18 protein-coding genes are annotated in these 18,662 nt (G+C 65.3%); all 18 read left to right on the top strand.

The features are described 5' to 3' along the window. The first annotated feature begins 2 nt into the window (after positions 1-2). The 18 genes from N0D28_RS03615 to N0D28_RS03530 all read left to right on the top strand — a co-directional run bounded on the left by N0D28_RS03615 (position 3) and on the right by N0D28_RS03530 (position 18,640). Entirely contained in the window at positions 3-1,202 is a 1,200-nt protein-coding gene (locus N0D28_RS03615; RefSeq protein WP_260561021.1) for a phage major capsid protein, read from the top strand. 45 nt (positions 1,203-1,247) lie between these two features. Beyond that, positions 1,248-1,805 (top strand): hypothetical protein, encoded by a 558-nt coding sequence (locus N0D28_RS03610; protein ID WP_260561020.1) that lies wholly within the window; start codon positions 1,248-1,250, stop codon positions 1,803-1,805. Beyond that, the gene (locus N0D28_RS03605; protein WP_260561019.1) at positions 1,805-2,185 is read left to right on the top strand and encodes a hypothetical protein; all 381 of its coding nucleotides are present in this window, start codon (positions 1,805-1,807) and stop codon (positions 2,183-2,185) included. The genes N0D28_RS03610 and N0D28_RS03605 overlap by 1 nt, the downstream gene beginning before the upstream one ends. After that, the gene (locus N0D28_RS03600) at positions 2,182-2,886 is read left to right on the top strand and encodes a hypothetical protein (RefSeq protein ID WP_260561018.1); all 705 of its coding nucleotides are present in this window, start codon (positions 2,182-2,184) and stop codon (positions 2,884-2,886) included. The genes N0D28_RS03605 and N0D28_RS03600 overlap by 4 nt, the downstream gene beginning before the upstream one ends. Beyond that, positions 2,886-3,191 carry a hypothetical protein gene (locus N0D28_RS03595; protein WP_260561017.1) on the top strand — a complete coding sequence of 102 codons (306 nt, stop codon included), beginning with the start codon at positions 2,886-2,888 and terminating at the stop codon, positions 3,189-3,191. Before N0D28_RS03600 ends, N0D28_RS03595 begins: the two co-directional genes overlap by 1 nt. Positions 3,192-3,318: 127 nt before the next feature. Next, the gene (locus N0D28_RS03590; protein ID WP_260561016.1) at positions 3,319-3,534 is read left to right on the top strand and encodes a hypothetical protein; all 216 of its coding nucleotides are present in this window, start codon (positions 3,319-3,321) and stop codon (positions 3,532-3,534) included. Next, positions 3,531-3,914 carry a hypothetical protein gene (locus N0D28_RS03585; RefSeq protein ID WP_260561015.1) on the top strand — a complete coding sequence of 128 codons (384 nt, stop codon included), beginning with the start codon at positions 3,531-3,533 and terminating at the stop codon, positions 3,912-3,914. The genes N0D28_RS03590 and N0D28_RS03585 overlap by 4 nt, the downstream gene beginning before the upstream one ends. A 43-nt stretch (positions 3,915-3,957) precedes the next feature. Continuing rightward, the gene (locus N0D28_RS03580; RefSeq protein ID WP_260561014.1) at positions 3,958-4,416 is read left to right on the top strand and encodes a hypothetical protein; all 459 of its coding nucleotides are present in this window, start codon (positions 3,958-3,960) and stop codon (positions 4,414-4,416) included. Between the two features lie 2 nt (positions 4,417-4,418). After that, positions 4,419-4,664, top strand: a complete 246-nt coding sequence (locus N0D28_RS03575; RefSeq protein ID WP_260561013.1) for a hypothetical protein — start codon at positions 4,419-4,421, stop codon at positions 4,662-4,664. Next, a complete protein-coding gene (locus N0D28_RS03570) occupies positions 4,661-5,125 on the top strand; it encodes a hypothetical protein (protein WP_260561012.1) in 465 nt (154 codons plus the stop codon). The genes N0D28_RS03575 and N0D28_RS03570 overlap by 4 nt, the downstream gene beginning before the upstream one ends. A 23-nt stretch (positions 5,126-5,148) precedes the next feature. Beyond that, positions 5,149-5,604 carry a hypothetical protein gene (locus N0D28_RS03565; protein ID WP_260561011.1) on the top strand — a complete coding sequence of 152 codons (456 nt, stop codon included), beginning with the start codon at positions 5,149-5,151 and terminating at the stop codon, positions 5,602-5,604. 120 nt (positions 5,605-5,724) lie between these two features. Beyond that, positions 5,725-14,256: a phage tail tape measure protein gene (locus tag N0D28_RS03560; protein WP_260561010.1), complete on the top strand. Its 8,532-nt coding sequence runs from the start codon at positions 5,725-5,727 to the stop codon at positions 14,254-14,256. A 10-nt stretch (positions 14,257-14,266) separates the two neighbouring features. Then, entirely contained in the window at positions 14,267-15,799 is a 1,533-nt protein-coding gene (locus tag N0D28_RS03555; RefSeq protein WP_260561009.1) for a hypothetical protein, read from the top strand. Continuing rightward, positions 15,796-16,227: a hypothetical protein gene (locus N0D28_RS03550; protein ID WP_260561008.1), complete on the top strand. Its 432-nt coding sequence runs from the start codon at positions 15,796-15,798 to the stop codon at positions 16,225-16,227. Before N0D28_RS03555 ends, N0D28_RS03550 begins: the two co-directional genes overlap by 4 nt. Positions 16,228-16,234: 7 nt before the next feature. Next, positions 16,235-16,468: a hypothetical protein gene (locus tag N0D28_RS03545; protein ID WP_260561007.1), complete on the top strand. Its 234-nt coding sequence runs from the start codon at positions 16,235-16,237 to the stop codon at positions 16,466-16,468. Further along, positions 16,465-17,868: a collagen-like protein gene (locus N0D28_RS03540; RefSeq protein WP_260561006.1), complete on the top strand. Its 1,404-nt coding sequence runs from the start codon at positions 16,465-16,467 to the stop codon at positions 17,866-17,868. Before N0D28_RS03545 ends, N0D28_RS03540 begins: the two co-directional genes overlap by 4 nt. Positions 17,869-18,018: 150 nt before the next feature. After that, positions 18,019-18,303: a hypothetical protein gene (locus N0D28_RS03535; protein WP_260561005.1), complete on the top strand. Its 285-nt coding sequence runs from the start codon at positions 18,019-18,021 to the stop codon at positions 18,301-18,303. A gap of 52 nt (positions 18,304-18,355) precedes the next feature. Next, complete coding sequence (locus N0D28_RS03530) at positions 18,356-18,640, top strand: hypothetical protein (protein WP_260561004.1); 285 nt, start codon at positions 18,356-18,358, stop codon at positions 18,638-18,640. The last annotated feature ends 22 nt before the right edge of the window (positions 18,641-18,662 follow it).

Genomic DNA, 18,662 nt, shown 5'->3' with positions numbered 1-18,662 from the left:
CCATGAGCCGTAAAGACATTCAGCATGCGTTCACCCGCCTCGCAGACAGAGGCCTGATCGCCGAGAACCGCGTGGTTCCCCTCACCCTCCAGATGATTCTGGAAAGCGCCCAGCAGCACTTCCACCTCGCCTACTACGGCGCGTTCCTCGACAAGGAAATCGAGAATGTCCGGGCAATGGACCACAGCGCCAAGGAAGCGGCCCTGCTGCGGATGGAAGCCTTCATCACCGACATGGAGAAGACCCGCCGCGCCCACAAGGAAGTCCTGACCACCAGCGACTTCCCGCTGGCGCTGGCCAACGTCCGCCTGGCCGCGCAGCGCCCGGCCTACACCTACCCGGAATCGGACCTGCCAAAGTTCGCCGCCAAGCGCACCGCGCCGAACTTCAAGGTGCTCAAAGGCCACCGCCCCGGCGTGATCGGTCACAAGTTCCTGCCAGTCCGGCCTGAGACCACCAACGTCGAATACACCAAGTTCTACACCAGCGAGGACGGCTACTCGGTGGCCAACTTCGAGCTGGGCCTGCCTTACACCTGGGAAGCCTGGATCAACGACGAACTGGGCGACTTCACCGCCGCCGCTGCCGATCTGGGCAACGTGGCCCGTCGGACCCGCGCGATGGTGCTGATGGACGCCATTCTCCGCAGCGCCCCGCGCATCCCGCTGACCGACGGCGAGTTCGGCCCCACGCCCGATAACCTCGACCAGATCGCGCAGTACATGAGCACCCAGACCAACGCTGATGGTCGCCGGGTGGGCCGACGCGTGAGTGACCTGTTCGTGCCGACGCTGTGGGAGCGCAAAGCCAACGCCAGCATGGCCAGCGAGATCCTGGTGGCGACCGGCGGAGCCAGTGGGCCGCTGGCGCTGGTGACCGGGCGTAACCCGGCCTACCAGCTGGCGACCACGCACGTAGACGACATCATCGCCGACCTGCTCAGCGAGTACCCGGACCGCTACACGGCCAAGAACATCTCCGCGAACGACTACATCGTCATGGATGGCCGCAGCCAGCCGCTGGAGCTGGCGACGCTGGCCGGGTACGAGGGCGGGCCAAAGACCTTTACCCGCGTTCCGAACGTGGTCGAGGACGACATGGAAGGCGACTTCGAGAACCACACCATCGCCATGAAGGTGTCGGACAACGTCGGCGCGGGCGTGCGTGACCCCTACGCCATCGCCGTCGCTCAGGGCAACTGAGCCTCATCCAGTAGACCTCAAGACCCCGATTTAAGAAGGAGCACCATGAAGAAACTCATTGCGCTGACGGCCCTCTACATCCTGGGCCAGTGGCTCCAGCCAGGCACAGAGGTACCCGGCGACGTGCCCGGCTTCGATTACGCCAAGGCCTACCGGAAGGGCATGCTGGAAGCCGAGGACGGTTCCGAGGTGGAAAACCCGCTGCCGCCCGGTCAGGCAGCCCCAGTCAGCCCCGAGCCGGACAGCCAGTTCGTCACCCAGAGCCTGGAACTGCTCAAGCAGCACGGCGAGTTGCAACAAGAGCTGGCCACTGCCCGTCAGCAGCTGATCCAGCAGGGTTCGCTGAACGAGCAACTCACTGTTGCCCGCGAGCAGCTCGCCGACTACCAGAGCGGCGCGGTAGTGGCCCAGCAGGAGCAAGCCAAGCTTCAGGCCCAGCTGGATCAGTCGGCAGTGACATTGGCCGAGGCTCAGGCGAAGGTCGCGAGCCTCGAGGCCCGCCCGGCGCTCCCGGACGATGCACCGACCCGCATCAATGCCGTGAAGGGGGTCGGCGATACGCTGGCCGCCAGTATCCTGGCCGCGCTGACCAAGGCTGACTGATGCCGCTCGGCGCTCAGGCACGGCTGGAAGCGGAGCTGGGCGTCACCGCAGACGACCTGGGCTTGAGCGACGCCCAATACGTCTCGCGCGTTCAGGCCTGGCAAACCCTAGCTGAGGAAACCCAGCCAGACGAGCTCCGCCGCTACTTCACCGTCAAGGCATACCTGCTGCGGACCTGGATCACGGCCCTGACCCGCAAGGCCGACAAGTTTCGGGCAGAAGGGGATGTGACCGTCGAGCGGAACATGATGGCCCGCGTCGCCCTGCTCAAAGCGGATCTGGACGTGGCGCTGGCCCTGACACTGTCTCCAGAACCCACCAGCGACCCGGCTGATGCGGCCTTCGGACCGCTGATCGGTGAATGGGGGGTGGGCCCGTGAACGAACTGGACGCCCTTCGGGCCGATGCCCGGTCAGAACTGCGGGCCAATGCGGAACTGATTTACCGTCACTCGGCCACCTGGAGCGACGGCACCACGTGCCGTTTCAGCGTGCAGGACCCCAGCAAGGTGGACGGCAACCTGGCCCGCAGCCTCCGGAGTCGTCCCGACGCCGCCGATCTGCGGATTCTCAAGGTCCACCAGGATGATTCTCGCCCCGCCTTGGCGGCCCGCACCCCGTTTGACAGCGGCGGTGTGCTGTTCGTCGAGCGCTACCCGCAACAATCGGACTTCCTGGACAGCGGCCTCGCAGTCTGCCGACTGGTGCGCCCTGAGCGCTCCGTGGCTTACGCCCTTGTCTTCCCAACAGCCAGTGGTCAGGGCCGGGACAGCAAGGGAAACCCAGTGGTCGTGAGAGGCGACCCGCAGATCATTCCGGCACGCCTGGAAGCCAGCACCGACCCGAGTGTTCGGGAATCGGTTGGGGCAGCCGCGGCCACCGTGGTGCTCTTTGGACGCTGGGGCACGGCGGGCAACCCACTGCCGAACCCCCCCGGAATCGGCTGGGGCAGCAGCAGTGTGCTGGAAATGCAAGGCCAGGTGGGCAGCCTGGTCGTCAAACTCGCCTGGCCTGACGCTGACCCAATTCAGAGTCAGATCTTCGGCGAGCCGTTTATCGCCACTTGGAGGGCAGGAAAATGATGAACAAGAAAACAGACAAACCAACGATTGAAGCCAAAGCGGACGCGCAGGAAACCAAGCCCGCCGCCAAGAAGACCGCCGCACCAGCCACCCAGCAGTTCCAGGTCTGGTACGGCGGCCTCCAGCTCGACGTGACCGCCCAGCGCACCGAAGGGGACGTGACCTACCTTCAGTGCAGCGCGGCCCGCCAGGCCTACCCCGAGGCGGCCTACCCCAGCGCGGAGCTTGAGAGTGCCGGGGAGGTGACGCCCGCTGCCCCCACCGACGATCAGACTGATCCCCCAGCGACTGACCCAGAAAGCTGATGAGGCACTGCGCCGCACCGTAGATAAGCTGGGCGACGCCATTCAAGACGGCTTCGGGCAGACCGACTATGCCTGGCTGGGCGTCACCAAGCGCCGCAGCGGCGGCACAGCGGGCACCACCCGCGACGTGATCGACCTCGGCACGTTGCAGGCCAGCCAGAGCGCCCCTGAGCGCGTCAAGTACGGGCACTACCGCATCACCTGGGACGCCGACTACGCCGCTGCCACCTTCCTGGGCGCAGTGTTCAAGAAGCGGCGCGGCTCGCTCCCGGCCCGCAACGTGCCCATGAACGTGCTGCGCGAGTTCGATTTCTCCACCGTATTCGCCCAGGAGTGGAAATGAGCACCCATCTGGAATTCCGCGAGACGCTGCTCGCCACCCTGGCCGATCACGGCGTCAGCCTCGGCACCTACCACGTGCCCGAACTCGGAGACCAGCCTGCCCTGTGGGTGGGTGACCCTCCCGAAGGCACCACCATCGACAGCGGTCTGGAAGTCCTGATCGGCAACACCAAGCGTCCGGAACTGGTGAGCACCTTCGGCGGGAACGTCAAGCTCGAATACTGGCAGCTCCGGATCGTCAATCACGGCGACGGCGACCTCGAAGGCGCGATGGACGCGGTCGACGACGCCTTCAGCCCCGAGACGCCCAAATACATTCCCGAGGTCGGCGACATCGCTGAGCAGGTGCTGTTCAGCATCCTCGACGATCCTGAAAACTAAACCCTTCGCCCTCTTCCGCACTGCCTTCAGGAGGCAACCCCACATGGCCAAATACACGCTCGGCAAGTCCGCTGTGCTGCAAATCGCTCTCGTCGCTTCCCAGACGCCCGACACCCCACCCTCCACCCCTGCCGACTGGAAAACCCTGGTCGTCACCAACGAGATCAAGATCGGCCTGGATACCAAAACGATCACCTTCGAGGACTTCGAGACCGGCGGCGGCGACTTCGAGATTCCGGTGGGCCTGACGCCCTCGCTGGCGATCGGTGAAGCCCAGTGGACCGAAGACGACGTGCCGCTCGGCATGATGGAAACTGCCATCCGCAACGGCGACGACCTCTGGTACACCGCTTACCCCAAGGGCATCGTCAACGGCAAGGGCTACCGGGGCAAGCTGAAGGTCAAGAAGTGGGAAATGACCATGCCCAGCGGCGGCCTGATCACCGTGGCCCACGACCTCAGCCCGCAGGGTGTGCCCGACAAGATCGTTCCCACGCCGTAAGCGTGATCTGGCGCGATACCTGGCGCGGTAAGCCCGAGGTCGTCATCATCGCGCCGGATGACGTGCAGGGCGGGGTGATCCGGGCGGCCATCGTGCTGCTCGACGCACCCCGCCGTGATCCTCACCTCACCGTCTCGGACGGGCTGGGGCGGCGCTACAACGTGGCCCTGCCCCGGCACCTGCTGAGCGAAACCGAACAGTACTCCGTCGAAACCCACTGCACCCTGAGAGCACAAAGGAAGCCATGACCCAGACCAGCAACCCCCGCAGCCCCGACAACCTTCCCCTCAACCCGGTCCACCGCAAGTTCGGCGCTCGCGTGAGCACCATCGTGCCGACTTTCGAGGTGGGCGACGCGACCTTCGAGACCCGCGTGCTGGTCGTCGGCGAGGACCGCCAGATCACCACTATCCAGCGCTCGCTGCCGCAGGCCGAAAAGGACGAGGCGGGCCAGGATAAGGACCTGACGCCCGAGCAGCAGGACGCCACCCTGGTGGGCATGGTGGACATCATGGTCAAGGTGCTCCAGCCGCGCTTCCTGAGCAGCGAGAATCCCGAGCTGACCAAAGAGAACATCACTGAGGCGTGGATGTTCGACAACCTCACCAGCAACGACATCGGCCCGCTGCTCTACCTGCTCCGGAAGGGCACCTACCAGCCGGAGGAGCCTGAAGACGAAGGCGCTGAAAGCCCAAACGCCGACCAGTAACCGACGAGGACTGGCTGGACTGGATGTGCGAGGTCTGCGGAGCCTACCCGCACTACTCCATGGAGGACATCGAGGACCTGCCCAGCCTGGACTTCACCACCCTCTACAGCCGCCTGTCGGTGCTGGAGTATCGTCGCCACCTGCCCAGCGCGATGCTGATGGCCTATATCGCCAACGCGCTGGGTGGGAAGGGCGACAGCAAGGCCCTGGCGAGCCACAAGCGCTACGAGGCCGAGGAGTTCCTGCCCGGCTTCGCCCGTCCGCCAATGCTGACCCGTGACCTGCCCCTGACGCCCGCGCAGTGCAAGGCCGTGATGGAAGGCGTCGGTGCGCGCGAACTGCCCAGCTGGGCCGTGCAGCTGCTGCACCAGATCATGCCGATGGGCCAGATCATGCGCCATGGCGGCACGTCAGCTGTGTCAGAGGAAGACGAATGGGAGCGGCAGTTGGAAAGCGCCGAGCGGTGGACGAACGACTGAGCAGAGCCATCGAGTTCTTCCCCGCCTCCATCTGGCGAGTCAATCTGGGCGGCTCCTGCCGCCGCCCACCAAAACAAGAGCGCCCCCAGCGGGGCTTTTTTCATTTCCCAGGAGTTTCCCATGACCTCTCTAGGCTCCGCTTCCCTCGAGTTCAACGTCCTCGTCGCTCCGGCCCTGCGCCAGCTCGATACCTTTACCAAGACTGCCAAGTCGATGCTGACCCAGGCCCAGAACGTCGCGAAGATCGAACTGAAGGTGGACGGCCAGAAGGCCCTGAAGGATATCGACCGGATCGTCAAGCAGATCAAACAGCGCCTCGACGCCTCGGTGACCCTGAACCTGTCGAGCCTGACCCTGCTGGTGGGCAAGGTCACCGAACTGAAGAATGACCTGAGCAAGATCGCCGCCGACATGCGGAGTGCGGGGGCCAGCCTGCGGGGTGGGGCCGGTGGCGGCTCGCGGAACGGGGCCGGTGCCGGTGGCGGGAGTCCTGGAGCTGGGAACGCCGACGCGCAGGCCGCCGCCGCTTACCGTCAGACCCTCGCCCTGAACACCCGGCTGGCCCGCGAGGCCGCTGCCCAGCAGACTGCGGCCCAGCGCCAGGCCCGCCAGCAGCAACAGGCCGCCGATCAGCAGGCCGCTGCCGCCTACCGCCAGTCCCTGGCCCTCAACACCCGTCTGGCGCGCGAGGCTGCTGCTCAGCAGGCTGCTGCGGCCCGGCAAGGTGCCCAGGCCAGCGCTGATGCTGCCCGCGCCGCCTCCCAGGCTGCCCGTGATGCGGCGACCCAGCAGCGCGCCGCCGATCAGCAAGCCGCTGCGGCTTACCGTCAGACCCTGGCCCTGAATGCCCGGCTGGCCCGCGACGCGGCGGCACAACAGACCGCTGCGGCCCGCCAGGCCTCACAGGCTGCTGCTGCGGCTGCCAAGGCCACTGCCGATGCGGCCCGCGCCTCAGCGGCCGCCCAGACGGAAAGTGTCAGCAAATTGGGGCGCGAGCTGGCTCTCGCCAACAGCAAGTTCAGTCAGGGAACGGTCAGGGCACGCGAGTATCTGCGCGAGATCGACCGCATCAAGACGGCGGCCACAGCCCTGCAGCCCAGCCTCCAGGCCGGAAGCCGCGACGCGCTGAACCTCAGCCGCACGCTGCAAGGCATCGGTGGGGCCGGGGCGAAGATCAACGCCACCAGTATCACCAACGTCCGCACCGAACTGGCCCGCGCCCGCACTGCTTACGAGCAGGCCATCAGCGCCGCCGGGTCGAGCTGGCGTAAACAGCAAGACGCTGCTGCTCAGTACCAGCGCGTCCTGGGCCAGGTGGACACCAAGATCCAGCAGATCGGGCGCAGGCCCACGGTCACCCCGCAGCAGACCCAGGCTCTCGCGCAGCTCCAGCAGAAGCTCGCCAGTCAGCAGAACGCCCTACAAGGCTCAGCTTCACCGCTGAGCTTCGGTGGAGCACTGTCGGCTGGCCTGAAATCCCTGATGCCCGCGTTGAGTGGCCTCAGCCCAGCCCTCGGCGCGGCCTCCTCGCAGGCCGGTCAGCTCGGTGGCGCGCTGGGCGGGGTGGCCGAAGCGGCTGGTCCCATCGGCGGCCTCATCGCCGGGATCACCGTGGTTCTGGTGGCCCTGTCGGCGGCCATTGTGGCGAGCGTCAAGACCGCCACCCAGTTCCAGGCGATCTTCGCCGATATCAAGGCGCTGACCCAGCCGACCATCGCTGAGTTTCAGAAGCTCCAGGCTGCGACGTTTGACCTCGGGAAACCGCTGGGCGTCGGAGCACGTGAAGCTGCCGGGGCCGTTCTCGAACTCAACAAAGCGGGCCTGAGTGCTGCTGATGTGATCGGGGGCGGGCTGAAAGGCGCGCTCGACCTGGCCGGTGCCGCTGGTCTGACCGCTGCGGAGGGCGGGGTCACCGCCACCGCAGCCATGACCGCCTTCGGGCTGGCCGCCAAAGACATTCCGTCGATCGCCGACACCTTCGCCAACTTCGCCAACAAGACCTTCCTGGGCGCTTCGGACCTGACCCAGGGCATCGCCGCCGTGGGGCCGGTCGCTCGGTCTTCGGGCATCGACATGCAGCAGTTCGCAGGCATCCTGGCCACCCTGGCGCAGGGCGGATTCAAGAACATGTCCGACGCGGGCACGTCGCTCAAGACGATGCTGCTCTCGCTGGCCTCACCCACCGATGCGGGCCAGAAATACCTCAAGAAGCTCGGCGTCTCGGCTTACGACGCCAGCGGCAACATGAAGCCGTTTACCAGCATCATTGGCGACCTGCGCGAGAAGCTGATCAAGCTCACGCCCCAGGCCCAGAACCAGATCCTCAAGCAGATCTTCGGGACCGACGCCATCCGCGCCGCCCAGATCCTGCTGCGCGAAGGGCCAAAAGCCCTCGACGCCAACACCAAGGCGATGGGCAAACAGGGTGAAGCCGCCCGCGTCGCCAAGGAACGCCTCGATTCGCTGGCCGGAAGCGGCAAGAAATTCGGCGCAGTCTTCGAGGAACTGAAGATCGTCATCGGCACGCCGTTCCTGGGCGCACTGAAGACGATTGTGGACGTGGCGATCACGGTCACCCAGAGCCTGGTCGATCTGGTCAAGCAGGCCCAGGCCGGGAAGGGCGCGCTCGGGGACATGTCGGCAGGCGGCCAGCAAGCCATGCAGGCGCTCTACAGCGTGCTGGCCCCGATCTTCAAGGCCATCGCCTCACTGTGGGAGAACATTCTCAAGCCCGCGCTGGTGGCGCTGTACCAGATCTTCACCGTCATCGTCACGGTAGTGACCACCGCGCTGGGAATCGTGTTCAGCGTGGCCAGTGCTGTGTTCAGCGGCGTGGTCGGTCTGATCGGAGGGCTGCTGTCGGCCTTCACCGGCGGCGGCAACGGCATCAAGATCAGCCTCGCCGGGGTGGCTGACACCATCACGCGCTGGGCTGGAGTCGCGCGGGCCTACATCGTCGCGGTGGGCAAGGTGGCCGGTGACCTGCCGGTGGCCTTCAGCAGCGCCGGTCAGGGCATCGGGCGGATCTTCGCAGGTATCGGCAAGATCTTCGCAGGCTTCGCGCAGATCGCCTACCAGCGTCTGGTGGTACCGATCCTACCGGTGGTCGCGGCCATCAAGAGTTCTTTCCTGAGCGTGGCCAACGTCATCGGAACGACCCTGAGCAACCTGCTCAACTTCGTGGCTGACAAGTTTCGCCCCCTGATCAGCTTCCTTCAGACCATCGGGATCGGGATCGGGGACGCGCTGGCCAGCATCGTGTCGAGCATCGGCAGCAACCTGCGCGCCCTGACTGGCGGCAGCGCCGACGAGTTCCAGAAGCAAGCCGAAGCTCAGGCCGCAGCGGCACAGGCCCAGGCCGCCAAGATCGCCGAGGGCAACAAACTGGTCGCCGATGGCCTGAGCGATATCAAATCAGGCTACGACCAGACCAAAACGGCGGCTTCCGACTTCGGGAAAAATGCCAACACCGTCTTTGCTCAGACCGGAAAGGATCTGGCAGCCGCGAATGCAGAAGCGGCCAGGCTCAAGAAGACCCTCTCTGCGCCACTACCCAAGGTCAAGATGCCAGTGGCCACGGTGCCGACCCAGCTCGCCAGCGGTACCGGAACGCTGGCCGATCTGGGGCTGGGGCCGAAGGGCAAGAAGTCCAAGGCCCCGCCGATCACCGCCGCCGACCTGGCCGCCCAGGACACCTACAAGAAGGGCCTGCGCGACCTCACCGACGCCGAACTCGCCAACGCGAAAGCAACGGCCATTCGAACCAACAACAAGAAGCAGCTCAGCGCGATCCTGGCCGAGGAGGGCCGCCGTCAGCGTGAAGTGACCTCCGAAACCAAGGCCCAGGAATCGGCCTCGAAGAAAGCAGCTGCTGCTTCGGAGCGGGACGCGGCCACCCGCGCCAACCTGGTGCGCGAGATCCGCCAGAGTATCCAGTCCTACCAGCTGCTGGCCAGCCAGCACAAGATCACCGAGAAGTCCCAGCTCAGCTTCAACCAGCGGATTGAGGACTTCCGCGCCAGCGTGGCCAAGCTGCCGCCTGAACTTCAGAACGGCGTCACTGCGCTGCTCGACCAGGCGTCCGCCCTCTCGAAGAGCACCGACGGTCAGGCCCAGGCGACGAAGGCCACCAAGCTCAGCGGGATCGCGCTCTCAGACTTCAAAGAGGCGCTGAAAGGTTCCACCGCCGCCCGCCTGAAGCAGCTGGAGGCCGAGTCGCGGGCCAGCAAGAACGACGTGGTTCACGCGGCTGTGGTGGCCGAGCAGACCCGCCGCGAGGGTGCGCTCACTGCACAGCGCAAAAAAGCAACCTCGGAGCAGGAAGCCCAGAGCAAGCGCGACGCAAGGACCCTCGCAGCCCAGCAGAAGGCCGCCGACAGCCTGGGGCGCGGCCTTACCAACCTGATCGCTGATTTCCGCCTCCAGACCCAGCAGGGGAAGACGACGGCAGAGAGCCTCCAGAATTTCCAGCAGCGGCTGGAAGGTGCGAGCGAACAGGCCAAGCGCCTGCCGCCCGCTCTACGCGAGAACATCACCACCCTGCTCAATCAGGGATCTGCGCTGGCCAAAACCGGGCAAGGGGTCGTCGATTACCGGGGACAGATCGAGACCCTCAAGGGAGAAGTCGACAAGTACACCCTGTCCGAGCTGGAAGCGGCCCGCGCCAAGGCCCTGGCAGCAGGCAACCAGAGCGCCATTGTCAAGCTGCTGGACAAGGAGATTGCCAGCCGCAAAACCCTCTCGGCGACCCAGCTCGACCAGGCCGATTCCGAGAGCCGACTCGCACAGGTATCGGCCAGCAGCGACAACGTCGAAGGCGAATACCAGAACCGCCAGGCGCTTGCGAAGGGCAATCTGGCGACCCTCTACCAGCTGGAGCTGCAATACGGCCAGCGGGTCCAGGACGCCCGCGACGCCCGCGCCCGCGAGGAAAGTGCCAACGAAGACCGCCAGATCAACGACAAATACGACAAGCTCGGCAAGCTCGAGGGCATTACTGACGCCCAGCAGCGCCGCCTTGACGCCGACCGCACCGCTGAACTCAGCGCCAATGCCCAGAAGCTGACCAATACCCTGGCGGCGAACTCGACCAGCCGCGCGGCCAGCGAACTCAGCGCCAAGACCGCGCTCGACGCGGCCCTGCTGACGGTGGATCGTCAGACCCGCGACACCATCCGGAAGAACAACCTCACCCTGCTCTCGGCCCAGACTGGCGATCTGGAGGCCCAGCAGCAGGAAGCCCTCGACGTCGAGGGCTTGACCCAGCAGCAAACCCTGGAGATCCGCCGCCGCTTCCAGCCGCTGCTGATCGCCCAGAAGCAAAGAGAGGTCGAGACCAGCCGCACCATCGAGCAGCAGGCCGAAACAGACCGCTACAACGATGCGGTGGACGCGGCCACGCTCAACGGCACCCTGAACCAGAAGCGCCTCCAGCAGGACGGCTCTTACCTCACGGTGTCCGAGGCGCTCAGCAAAGAGCACATCTCGAACGTCGCGCTGATCGAGAAGAACGGCGCGGACGCGGTGCGGGACTACGCCCTGAGCGTCAAACGTGCGACTGGCAAGCAGCTGGTGGCCGACGACAAGGCCACGTCCGACGAGCTGGTGGCGGTGGCGAAAAGCCGCATTGACGATCAGCTTCAGGGCCTGTCGGAAATGGACGGCAAGCAGCGCGATGTGGCCAGGGCGGCCCTGGGCTTCTGGCGGCAGGTCTACGCCGCGATGGGCGAAGCAGGCAAGGCCAGTCTGGCCGAGGTCGACGACGCCATCAAAAAGCTGGGGCAAGCTGGCGACGTCGCTCGCAGCAAGGCCAGCGCCGTCCTGGCCGAGTTGCCCACCCCCACAGCAGGCAGCTTTGCCCGTGATCTGAATGCCGTGGGCAAGACGGAAGATGCCGGAGACGCCCGTGACAGCGCTGAGAAGCAGTACGACAGCTTGCTGAAGACCTACCAAGGCTATCTCGACAAGGCGCGGGTGGCCTTCCAGCAGTTTGCCGACGCCCGCGACGAGGATCTCACCCCAGCAGACCGCCAGATTCGTGACGGGTTGCTGGGCACCATGCGGCTTTACGACGATCTGATCAGTCAGATCACTGTGGCCGCCGCTGAGGCCGGAGACAAGGCGGCCTCAGCCTTCACCCTGGCGCAGAACGACAAGCTCGCCGAAGGGAACCTCTCGCTGATCGAAGCCCAGCACGCCCTGGCCGATCAGGAAGGGCGCGACGACGGCCCCGCCTACCGCGCTGGATTGGGGGCGGCGCTGGCCTACTGGAAGGCCCGCAAAACGGGGCTGACCGAGGGGACACCGGAATACCTGGCTGCCCTGCAAAAGGTCACCGAACTGGAAACCAAGCTCGATGCCGCGAGCGCCCAGGTGCGGGCCGACAAGGACCAGGAGAGTGCTCTGGCCCTGGTGGAGGCCCGCTACGCCCTGGAGCAGGCGCTGGGTCAGGACGGCGGTCCCAGTTACCTGGCCGGGCTGAAAGCCTCCCTGGCCTACTGGCAGGGCCGCCTGACTGAACTCAAGGAGGGAACGCCGGAATACCTGGCGGCCCTGCAAAAAGTCGCCGATCTCGAAGGGAAGGTCCGAAGTCAGCCGGACAAGGCGGCTGAAGGTCGGCTGTCGTATGTCGAGGCCCAGTACGCCTTGGCCCAGATGGAAGGCCGCGACGGCGGGCCAGCCTACACAGCGGGGCTGAATGCTGCCCTGGCTTACTGGCGCGGTCGTCTGAAGGAGCTGAACGAGGGAACGCCCGAGTACATCGCGGCGCTGCAGAAGATCACCGACCTGGAGGGCAAGGTCCGCAGTCAACCGGACAAGAACGCAGAAGGGGCGTTTGCGCTGGCTGAAGCCCAGTACGCCCTCGCGCAGGTGGAGGGGCGCGACGGCGGACCCGCTTACCTGGCGGGTCTGAATGCCTCACTGGCCTACTGGCGGGGCCGTCTCAAGGAACTGAACGAAGGGACACCCGAGTACATCGCAGCGCTGCAAAAAATCGCCGACCTGGAAGGCAAGGTCAAATCGGTGCCGGACGCCAACGCCGAAGGTGCGCTGGCCCTGGTGGAAGCCGAACACGCCCTGGCTGAGCTGCAGAAGCGCGACGACGGCCCCGCTTACCAGGCAGGGCTGAACGCGGCCCTGAGCTACTGGCGCGCCAGACTCGCCAACTTGACCAGGGGTACACCTGAATACCTGGCGGCGCTGCAAAAAGTAACCGATCTGGAAGGCAAGCTTCATGACAGCGGTGCCCAGGTCCTTGCTGACAAAGATCAGGAAAATGCCCTGGCGCTGATCGAGGCCCGGCACGCGCTGGCCGAGCAGGAAGGCAAGAACGATGGACCAGAGTACCGCATCGGACTGCGGGCCTCGCTGAATTACTGGAAGGGGCGCTTAACCGGCCTCAAGGAGGGAACGCCTGAATACCTGGCGGCCCTGCAAAAGATCACCGACCTGGCAGGAAAAATCAAGGCCGCTGACCCTGGCCAGAAGCTGGCTGAGTCGTTCGCCACCGGGGCTGCGGCCATTGGCACGGGCGGCAAGCTTCAGAGTGCCCTCTCGGCAGGCCTGAGCGGACTGGGGGCCTTCTTCTCGGCAGGCGGCGTGGCAGGTAAGGGCGGGGCCATCCTGGGCGGCGCGGCAGCCCTGGTGGGTGGCTTGAAAGACGTCTTCGTCACCGGGAACGAGGACATCGACAACGTGACTGCGGCCTTAGTGGACGGGGTGCAGGGAACCCTTGGAGCCCTGGCCAAGGGCGACTGGGTGGGGGCCATCATCGCGGCGGTCGCCACTGTCGTGAACACGGTCCTGAATATCATTCAGGGCGCAAAACGTTCGCTGTCCAAGGCGAAATCTGAGATCCAGGCTTCGACCCAGGACGTCAAATTCTTTGACCTCGGCAAGTACGCCGTGGTGCAGACGTACAAGGGCGGCTTCCTGGGCCTGCAAACGCTGAGTCGCAGCGTGATCGACCAGCAGGCGATCGACATCGCCAAGAGCCTCGGGGACGCCATCTACGAGGGCATCAGCACCGGGCTGCTCAACGGTATCAAGGCCGGGAAGGCCAGCTTCGGTGACCTGGGCATCGATCTGAAGAAGACCCTCGGGAACCAGATCCTGCAAGGGCTCATTGACGGCTTCCTGCGGGGCGCGGCCATGACGGCCATCCTGCAACCCTTCCTCGACGCCTACGTCACCGCGATGAAAGCTGGAGACGCCAACGGCATGGCGGCCGCCGCCGAAGGCATCCAGAACGCGGCGGCGGCCGCCAACACGCAACTCCAGGCCTTCTATCAGAACGTGCTGGTGCCGACCAGCAAGCGCCTCGGGCTGTTCGGCAGCGAAGCGGACACCAACTCCAAAGACCCTGCCCTCTCCAGCGGCCTCTCCGGACCTTCTGAGGTCAGCTTTGGCGGCGGGGACCAGAGCAGCAACGTCACCACCGAGGGCAGCAGCCTCAGCGCCGGGCAGATCACGGTGTTCACCGACGCCCTGACGGCCGGAGCCGGACAGATCGTCGGCGCGGCGCAGCAGCAGCAGGCCGCCAGCACGGAGTTCGGTGGGCACGTCGGCCGCTTCGGCCAGTTCGTGACGCAATTCGGTCAGTACGTCTCACGCGGCCCCAGCACCAACTGGGCCGGTTACAACCCGCAGTAAGGGGGATCTTTTGACCAGAACAGTCAAGAAAGCGGGGCAGGGCTACCAGCTCTGGGCAGTCAGTCGGCTCTATGTGGAGCTGTACAGCACCTGGCCGTCGAGCACTCCCACCGAAATCTGGGACAAGCAGGTGCTGAGTTACGACCTGCCGCTGAGCGCCCTGAACACCTGCATCGACGGCCAGCTCGAGATTGGCGTCGACCCAGCGCAGTTGCCGGACGGATTCGTGACTACCAGCTTGCCCGGCAATCCAGTGACCTGCACCCTGACGCCCGGCAGCCGCCTGGTGCGGGTCGTCGCGGTGCTCCCCAACCAAGATGAGGTGGTGATCTACACCGGCCTGCTGGGGTTGCCCAAGCGTTCGGGCATCAAGCGCTGGACCATGCCCCTGATTGATCCGGCGCAGATGGGCCTGCCGAGGTATGTGCCGCAGCCCAGAAATTATTCCAACCCGGTCGCGCCGAGCGCGTCGCCCCTCCAGGCAGCCAGCACAGCGCGAATCTACGGAAGTTACAGTGTCGGGCCCTCGTCTTACACCCCGCACATGACCTACGCCGAGTACTGGCAGGAGGCCCTTCAGGGCGATCCAGACGCCACCTTTGGGGCGGGACCGGACCTGGTATTCACGGCGGGCCGCCAGGACCAGGGCGCGGCGTACGCGGGGTACACCGTTGATCAGCGGGCGCTGAATCTGGAACCCGAAGGGCGGGAGATCACGGACTACCTGACCCAGACCCGCGCCTGGGCACAGGGCGACGGCACCTACCAACCGGCCTACCAGGACAGCTTCAGCAACGTCGCCCGGCCTGCCTTCCTGCCGCCGCGCGTGGCGGACGTGGGCGGCTCGGTGACCAGCAGCGTGATCGAATCGAACGTGGGTCTGAGCGCGTCGGGCGGCGGCAGTATCAGTGTCAGCGGCATCAACATCGGTACGGCAGAAGTGCGGGTGAGCATCCCGGCCCGCTCATCGGGGGTGCGGCTTCAGAACATGAGCCTGGTGTGCAGCCTGTCAGCCAACACCGTCATCGGGCGCTGCCGGATGTACATGATCGCCCAGGGCCACCAGGCGTCAGGTTATTTCAAGACGCTCGCTAAAGAGCAGCCGGAACTCACCGCTCCCGCCAGCAGGACATACAAGTTCGAGCCGACGGCCGACGCACTTTCAGACGTGGACTACATCGTGGTGATTCTGGGCCTGGAGGGACTGGATACCGGATCAGCCATCTCCGGCGAGGCTTTCGCCATCAGCGCCAGTGGTCGCCTGGAGCAGAACTCGTACTCAGTCGCCTACGAGGCCCCGCCAACCGGGCTGTCATCGCCCATCGTGACGGACGAGGCGTGGACCTTCGCGCTGCCAGGAATCCACGCCGGGCTGCGGGTGGCTGGACTGCCGGGCGGCGGATCTCGTCCGGCGACCACACGGATTCAGGTGGCGCGTCAGGGCGGGGTCCGCAGTGTGGTCCGGGCCGGGCCGCTGCCGTTTCAGGGCAGCCCGGCGCTGGGCTTCGGCTCGACACTGAACTGGGACCGGGGGAAGGCGTGAGCGAGTTCTATCAGTTGCTGATCGCTCCAGGGACGCGGGTGGCGCTGCCGCGAAGCTGCCGCCCGACCAGCCACCTGCGCGCCCCACCCCAGCCGCAACTGGAACGCGCCTACGGTTACCCGGACGTGCTGGACCTCTCGCCAGACGGCTACGGCGAGCCGCAGGTCCTGGAATACAGCTACAGCGTGATCATGCCCGACGAGACGGCGCTGGCCAGTCTGCTCAGTCAGCACCAGCGCTGGGCAGCGGCGGCGCTGGCCATTGAGCGCTGGGTGACGCCTACGGTTATGCGCCGCAGCGACGGTGTACGCGGCGGCTGGATCGAGGACAAGCCGATCGACGGCGGCACGTCGCGGGTGGCCACGGTGACCCTCAAGCTCAAGCCGCTCCAGGTACCGAATCCGACCTCGCTCGCTCCACGTTTCTAGGAGATTTATGGACGAACTCAGTAAAGTCAGGGCCGATCTTCAGTCGCTCGAATCGCGGCTCAGCCTGGTCGAGCAACTTCGCGGGCCGACATCTGGACCAGTACCGCGTGCGGCACCGCCGCCGCCAGGGCTGAAAAAACGAGTCGACGAGCTGCATGCCGAACTCTCCCGTCTCTCGCAAGGGGTGGACCGGCTGGCCGCGCTGGAAGCCGAGGTCGCCAGCTTGAAGGCAGCGAAATGAGCTGGCTCAAAGTGACCGGCATGATCCCGGCGGAAACAGACAACGCCTGGGTCAGCGGCACGGTCACCGCCACGCCCGCACGGTCCGATGACGAGGGCTGGGCAGACGGGACCCGGCGGGCCGTCTGGCCGATCGAGGGGGTGCTGGCCGGGGGCGGAACGCGGGTGCAGGCACGTCAGGGTGGAGATTTCTACCTGCCCGGCGCGGACATCGGTGAGAGTGCCGACCCGCCCTGCATCGAGCTACTGGCCGAGCTGACCGATCAGCAGGGTCGGGTGCGCCGCTTCAAGTCAGTGGGGAAGGTCGCCGCCTCGGCACCGGGCGAATGGAGCCTGAACGCGCCGCTGGGCAGCCTGGTGGTTAAGGGTCTTAACTCGGGCCCGAACTCCTGGCTGGAGACGACGGTGGCAGACGTGGTGGCGGCGGCCGCAGATGCAAGGGCAGCGACAGCGGCGCAGGCGCAGCAGATGGTGCAGAGTGAGCAGCTCCAGCAACAACTTCAGGACCTCGATGTCTCCGGCGCTCAGGCTGCGGCTGCCGCCAAACCGGATGCGCTGGCCGCCGCTGCTGCCAAGCCGGACGCCCTGATCGCGGCGGCGGCAAAGACTGACGCCCTGGCCGCCGCTGCCGCCAAACCGGACGCGCTGGCGGCGGCAGTAGCAAAACCGGATGCCCTGGCCGCTGCGGCGGCAAAACCGGATGCTCTGGCTGCCGCTGCCTTGTTGCCGACGCTCGCAGCGGGACAGGGCCAGCTCGCCAGTGCTTTGTCTGCCGCTGCGGCGATGACAACAGGTCCAGCAGGCCCACAGGGACCGGCGGGTCCGACTGGCGCTGGCGTGGCTGGACCCGCAGGACCACAAGGACCAGCAGGCCCGCCAGGAGCCACCGGGCCAACGGGCGCTGGTGTGGCTGGGCCACAGGGACCACAAGGGGCGACGGGTCCGGCGGGTCCGACTGGCGCAACCGGCTCGGCAGGCACAGACGGCGCGAGCGCAGGCGATCACCGATTCCAGTTCATCGGCAGCAACTCAACGTCACAAGGTCTAAGCGGAGGCTTGAATGCAGCGCTCAGCCTGCCAGTTTCTATGGAGACTTGGGACACGGACAACTATCACAGCTCAGGCGCGTTGACGCGCATCACGATCCCGGCTGGACTCGGCGGCATCTACGTTCTGAGCGTGACTTCACCAAGTCTGACGAACGTCAACTGGCTTCTCAAGAAAAACGGCTCGCTTAACCTCTATACGAACAGCCTTGCGGGACAGTCGCTCATCGTTCCTTATGTCGAAATCATGTTGAACGCTGGCGACTATCTCGAACTTTGGGCAAATAATCAGAGCGGCTCGCCGGTTACGCTGTCGGCCCTAAGCACAAACTTCACGCTGCGAAAAGTCAACTAATCTTCGAGGCAGTCTCCGCGCCTGCCGCCTGACCTAACCCAGGCCGCAGCCCCCGGCCTACGCGGGAGCCTTCGCGCCGCGCCCCGTTGCCAGGGGTACTAACGGCAGCGATCAGCTACCCAACACAGAGTTTTTCTATACTGCAAGCTGATGCCCCCCGCCTGGAAATCACACGTTGTCCTCAGGGATTCGATCGAGCACGCGCTGCTGGCAAGCGCCTTGGTTGACACGCCAAGAACGCGTCGGCAGTTGCTCGTCATCGCCATCCGCGATGGCTTGAGGCTCTACGATGACCCGACGGTTACAACAGCCCTGAGACGTTTAAAGGTGAGTGGGTTATTCAAGTCAGGTCGGAGCGATGGATACTTACTCCATTACCATCTAACACCGCAAGGCGAGCAGATGCTGAAAGCCTTCACTGAAAGTCCGGCTTGATTCTTCGTAGCTATCGGCCACCCGACACAGCGTTTTTCTATACTGGAAGCCGATGTCCTCCCACTTCAAATCACACGTGGTCCTCAAGGGTTCAATCGAGCACGCGCTGCTGGCAAGCGCCTCGATGGACCTGCAGAGGACACGTCAGCAGTTGCTGGCCATCGCCATTCAGCATGGCTTAAGGCTCTACGACGATGAAACGGTTGTGACAGCCCTAAAGCGTTTGAACGCCAATGGATCGCTCTATGTGAGCCTTGGCAATGGAAGGCTCCGCATTTACCGTCTGACAGCGCGAGGCGAGCAGGTACTGCAAGCCTTCGCCGAAAGTCCAGCCTGATTCTCAGCCACCCAACACACAT

This window comes from Deinococcus rubellus (assembly GCF_025244745.1).
Lineage (GTDB): Bacteria > Deinococcota > Deinococci > Deinococcales > Deinococcaceae > Deinococcus > Deinococcus rubellus.
Note: the sequence above shows the minus strand (reverse complement) of the source record. Positions and strands in the feature narration are given on the sequence as shown.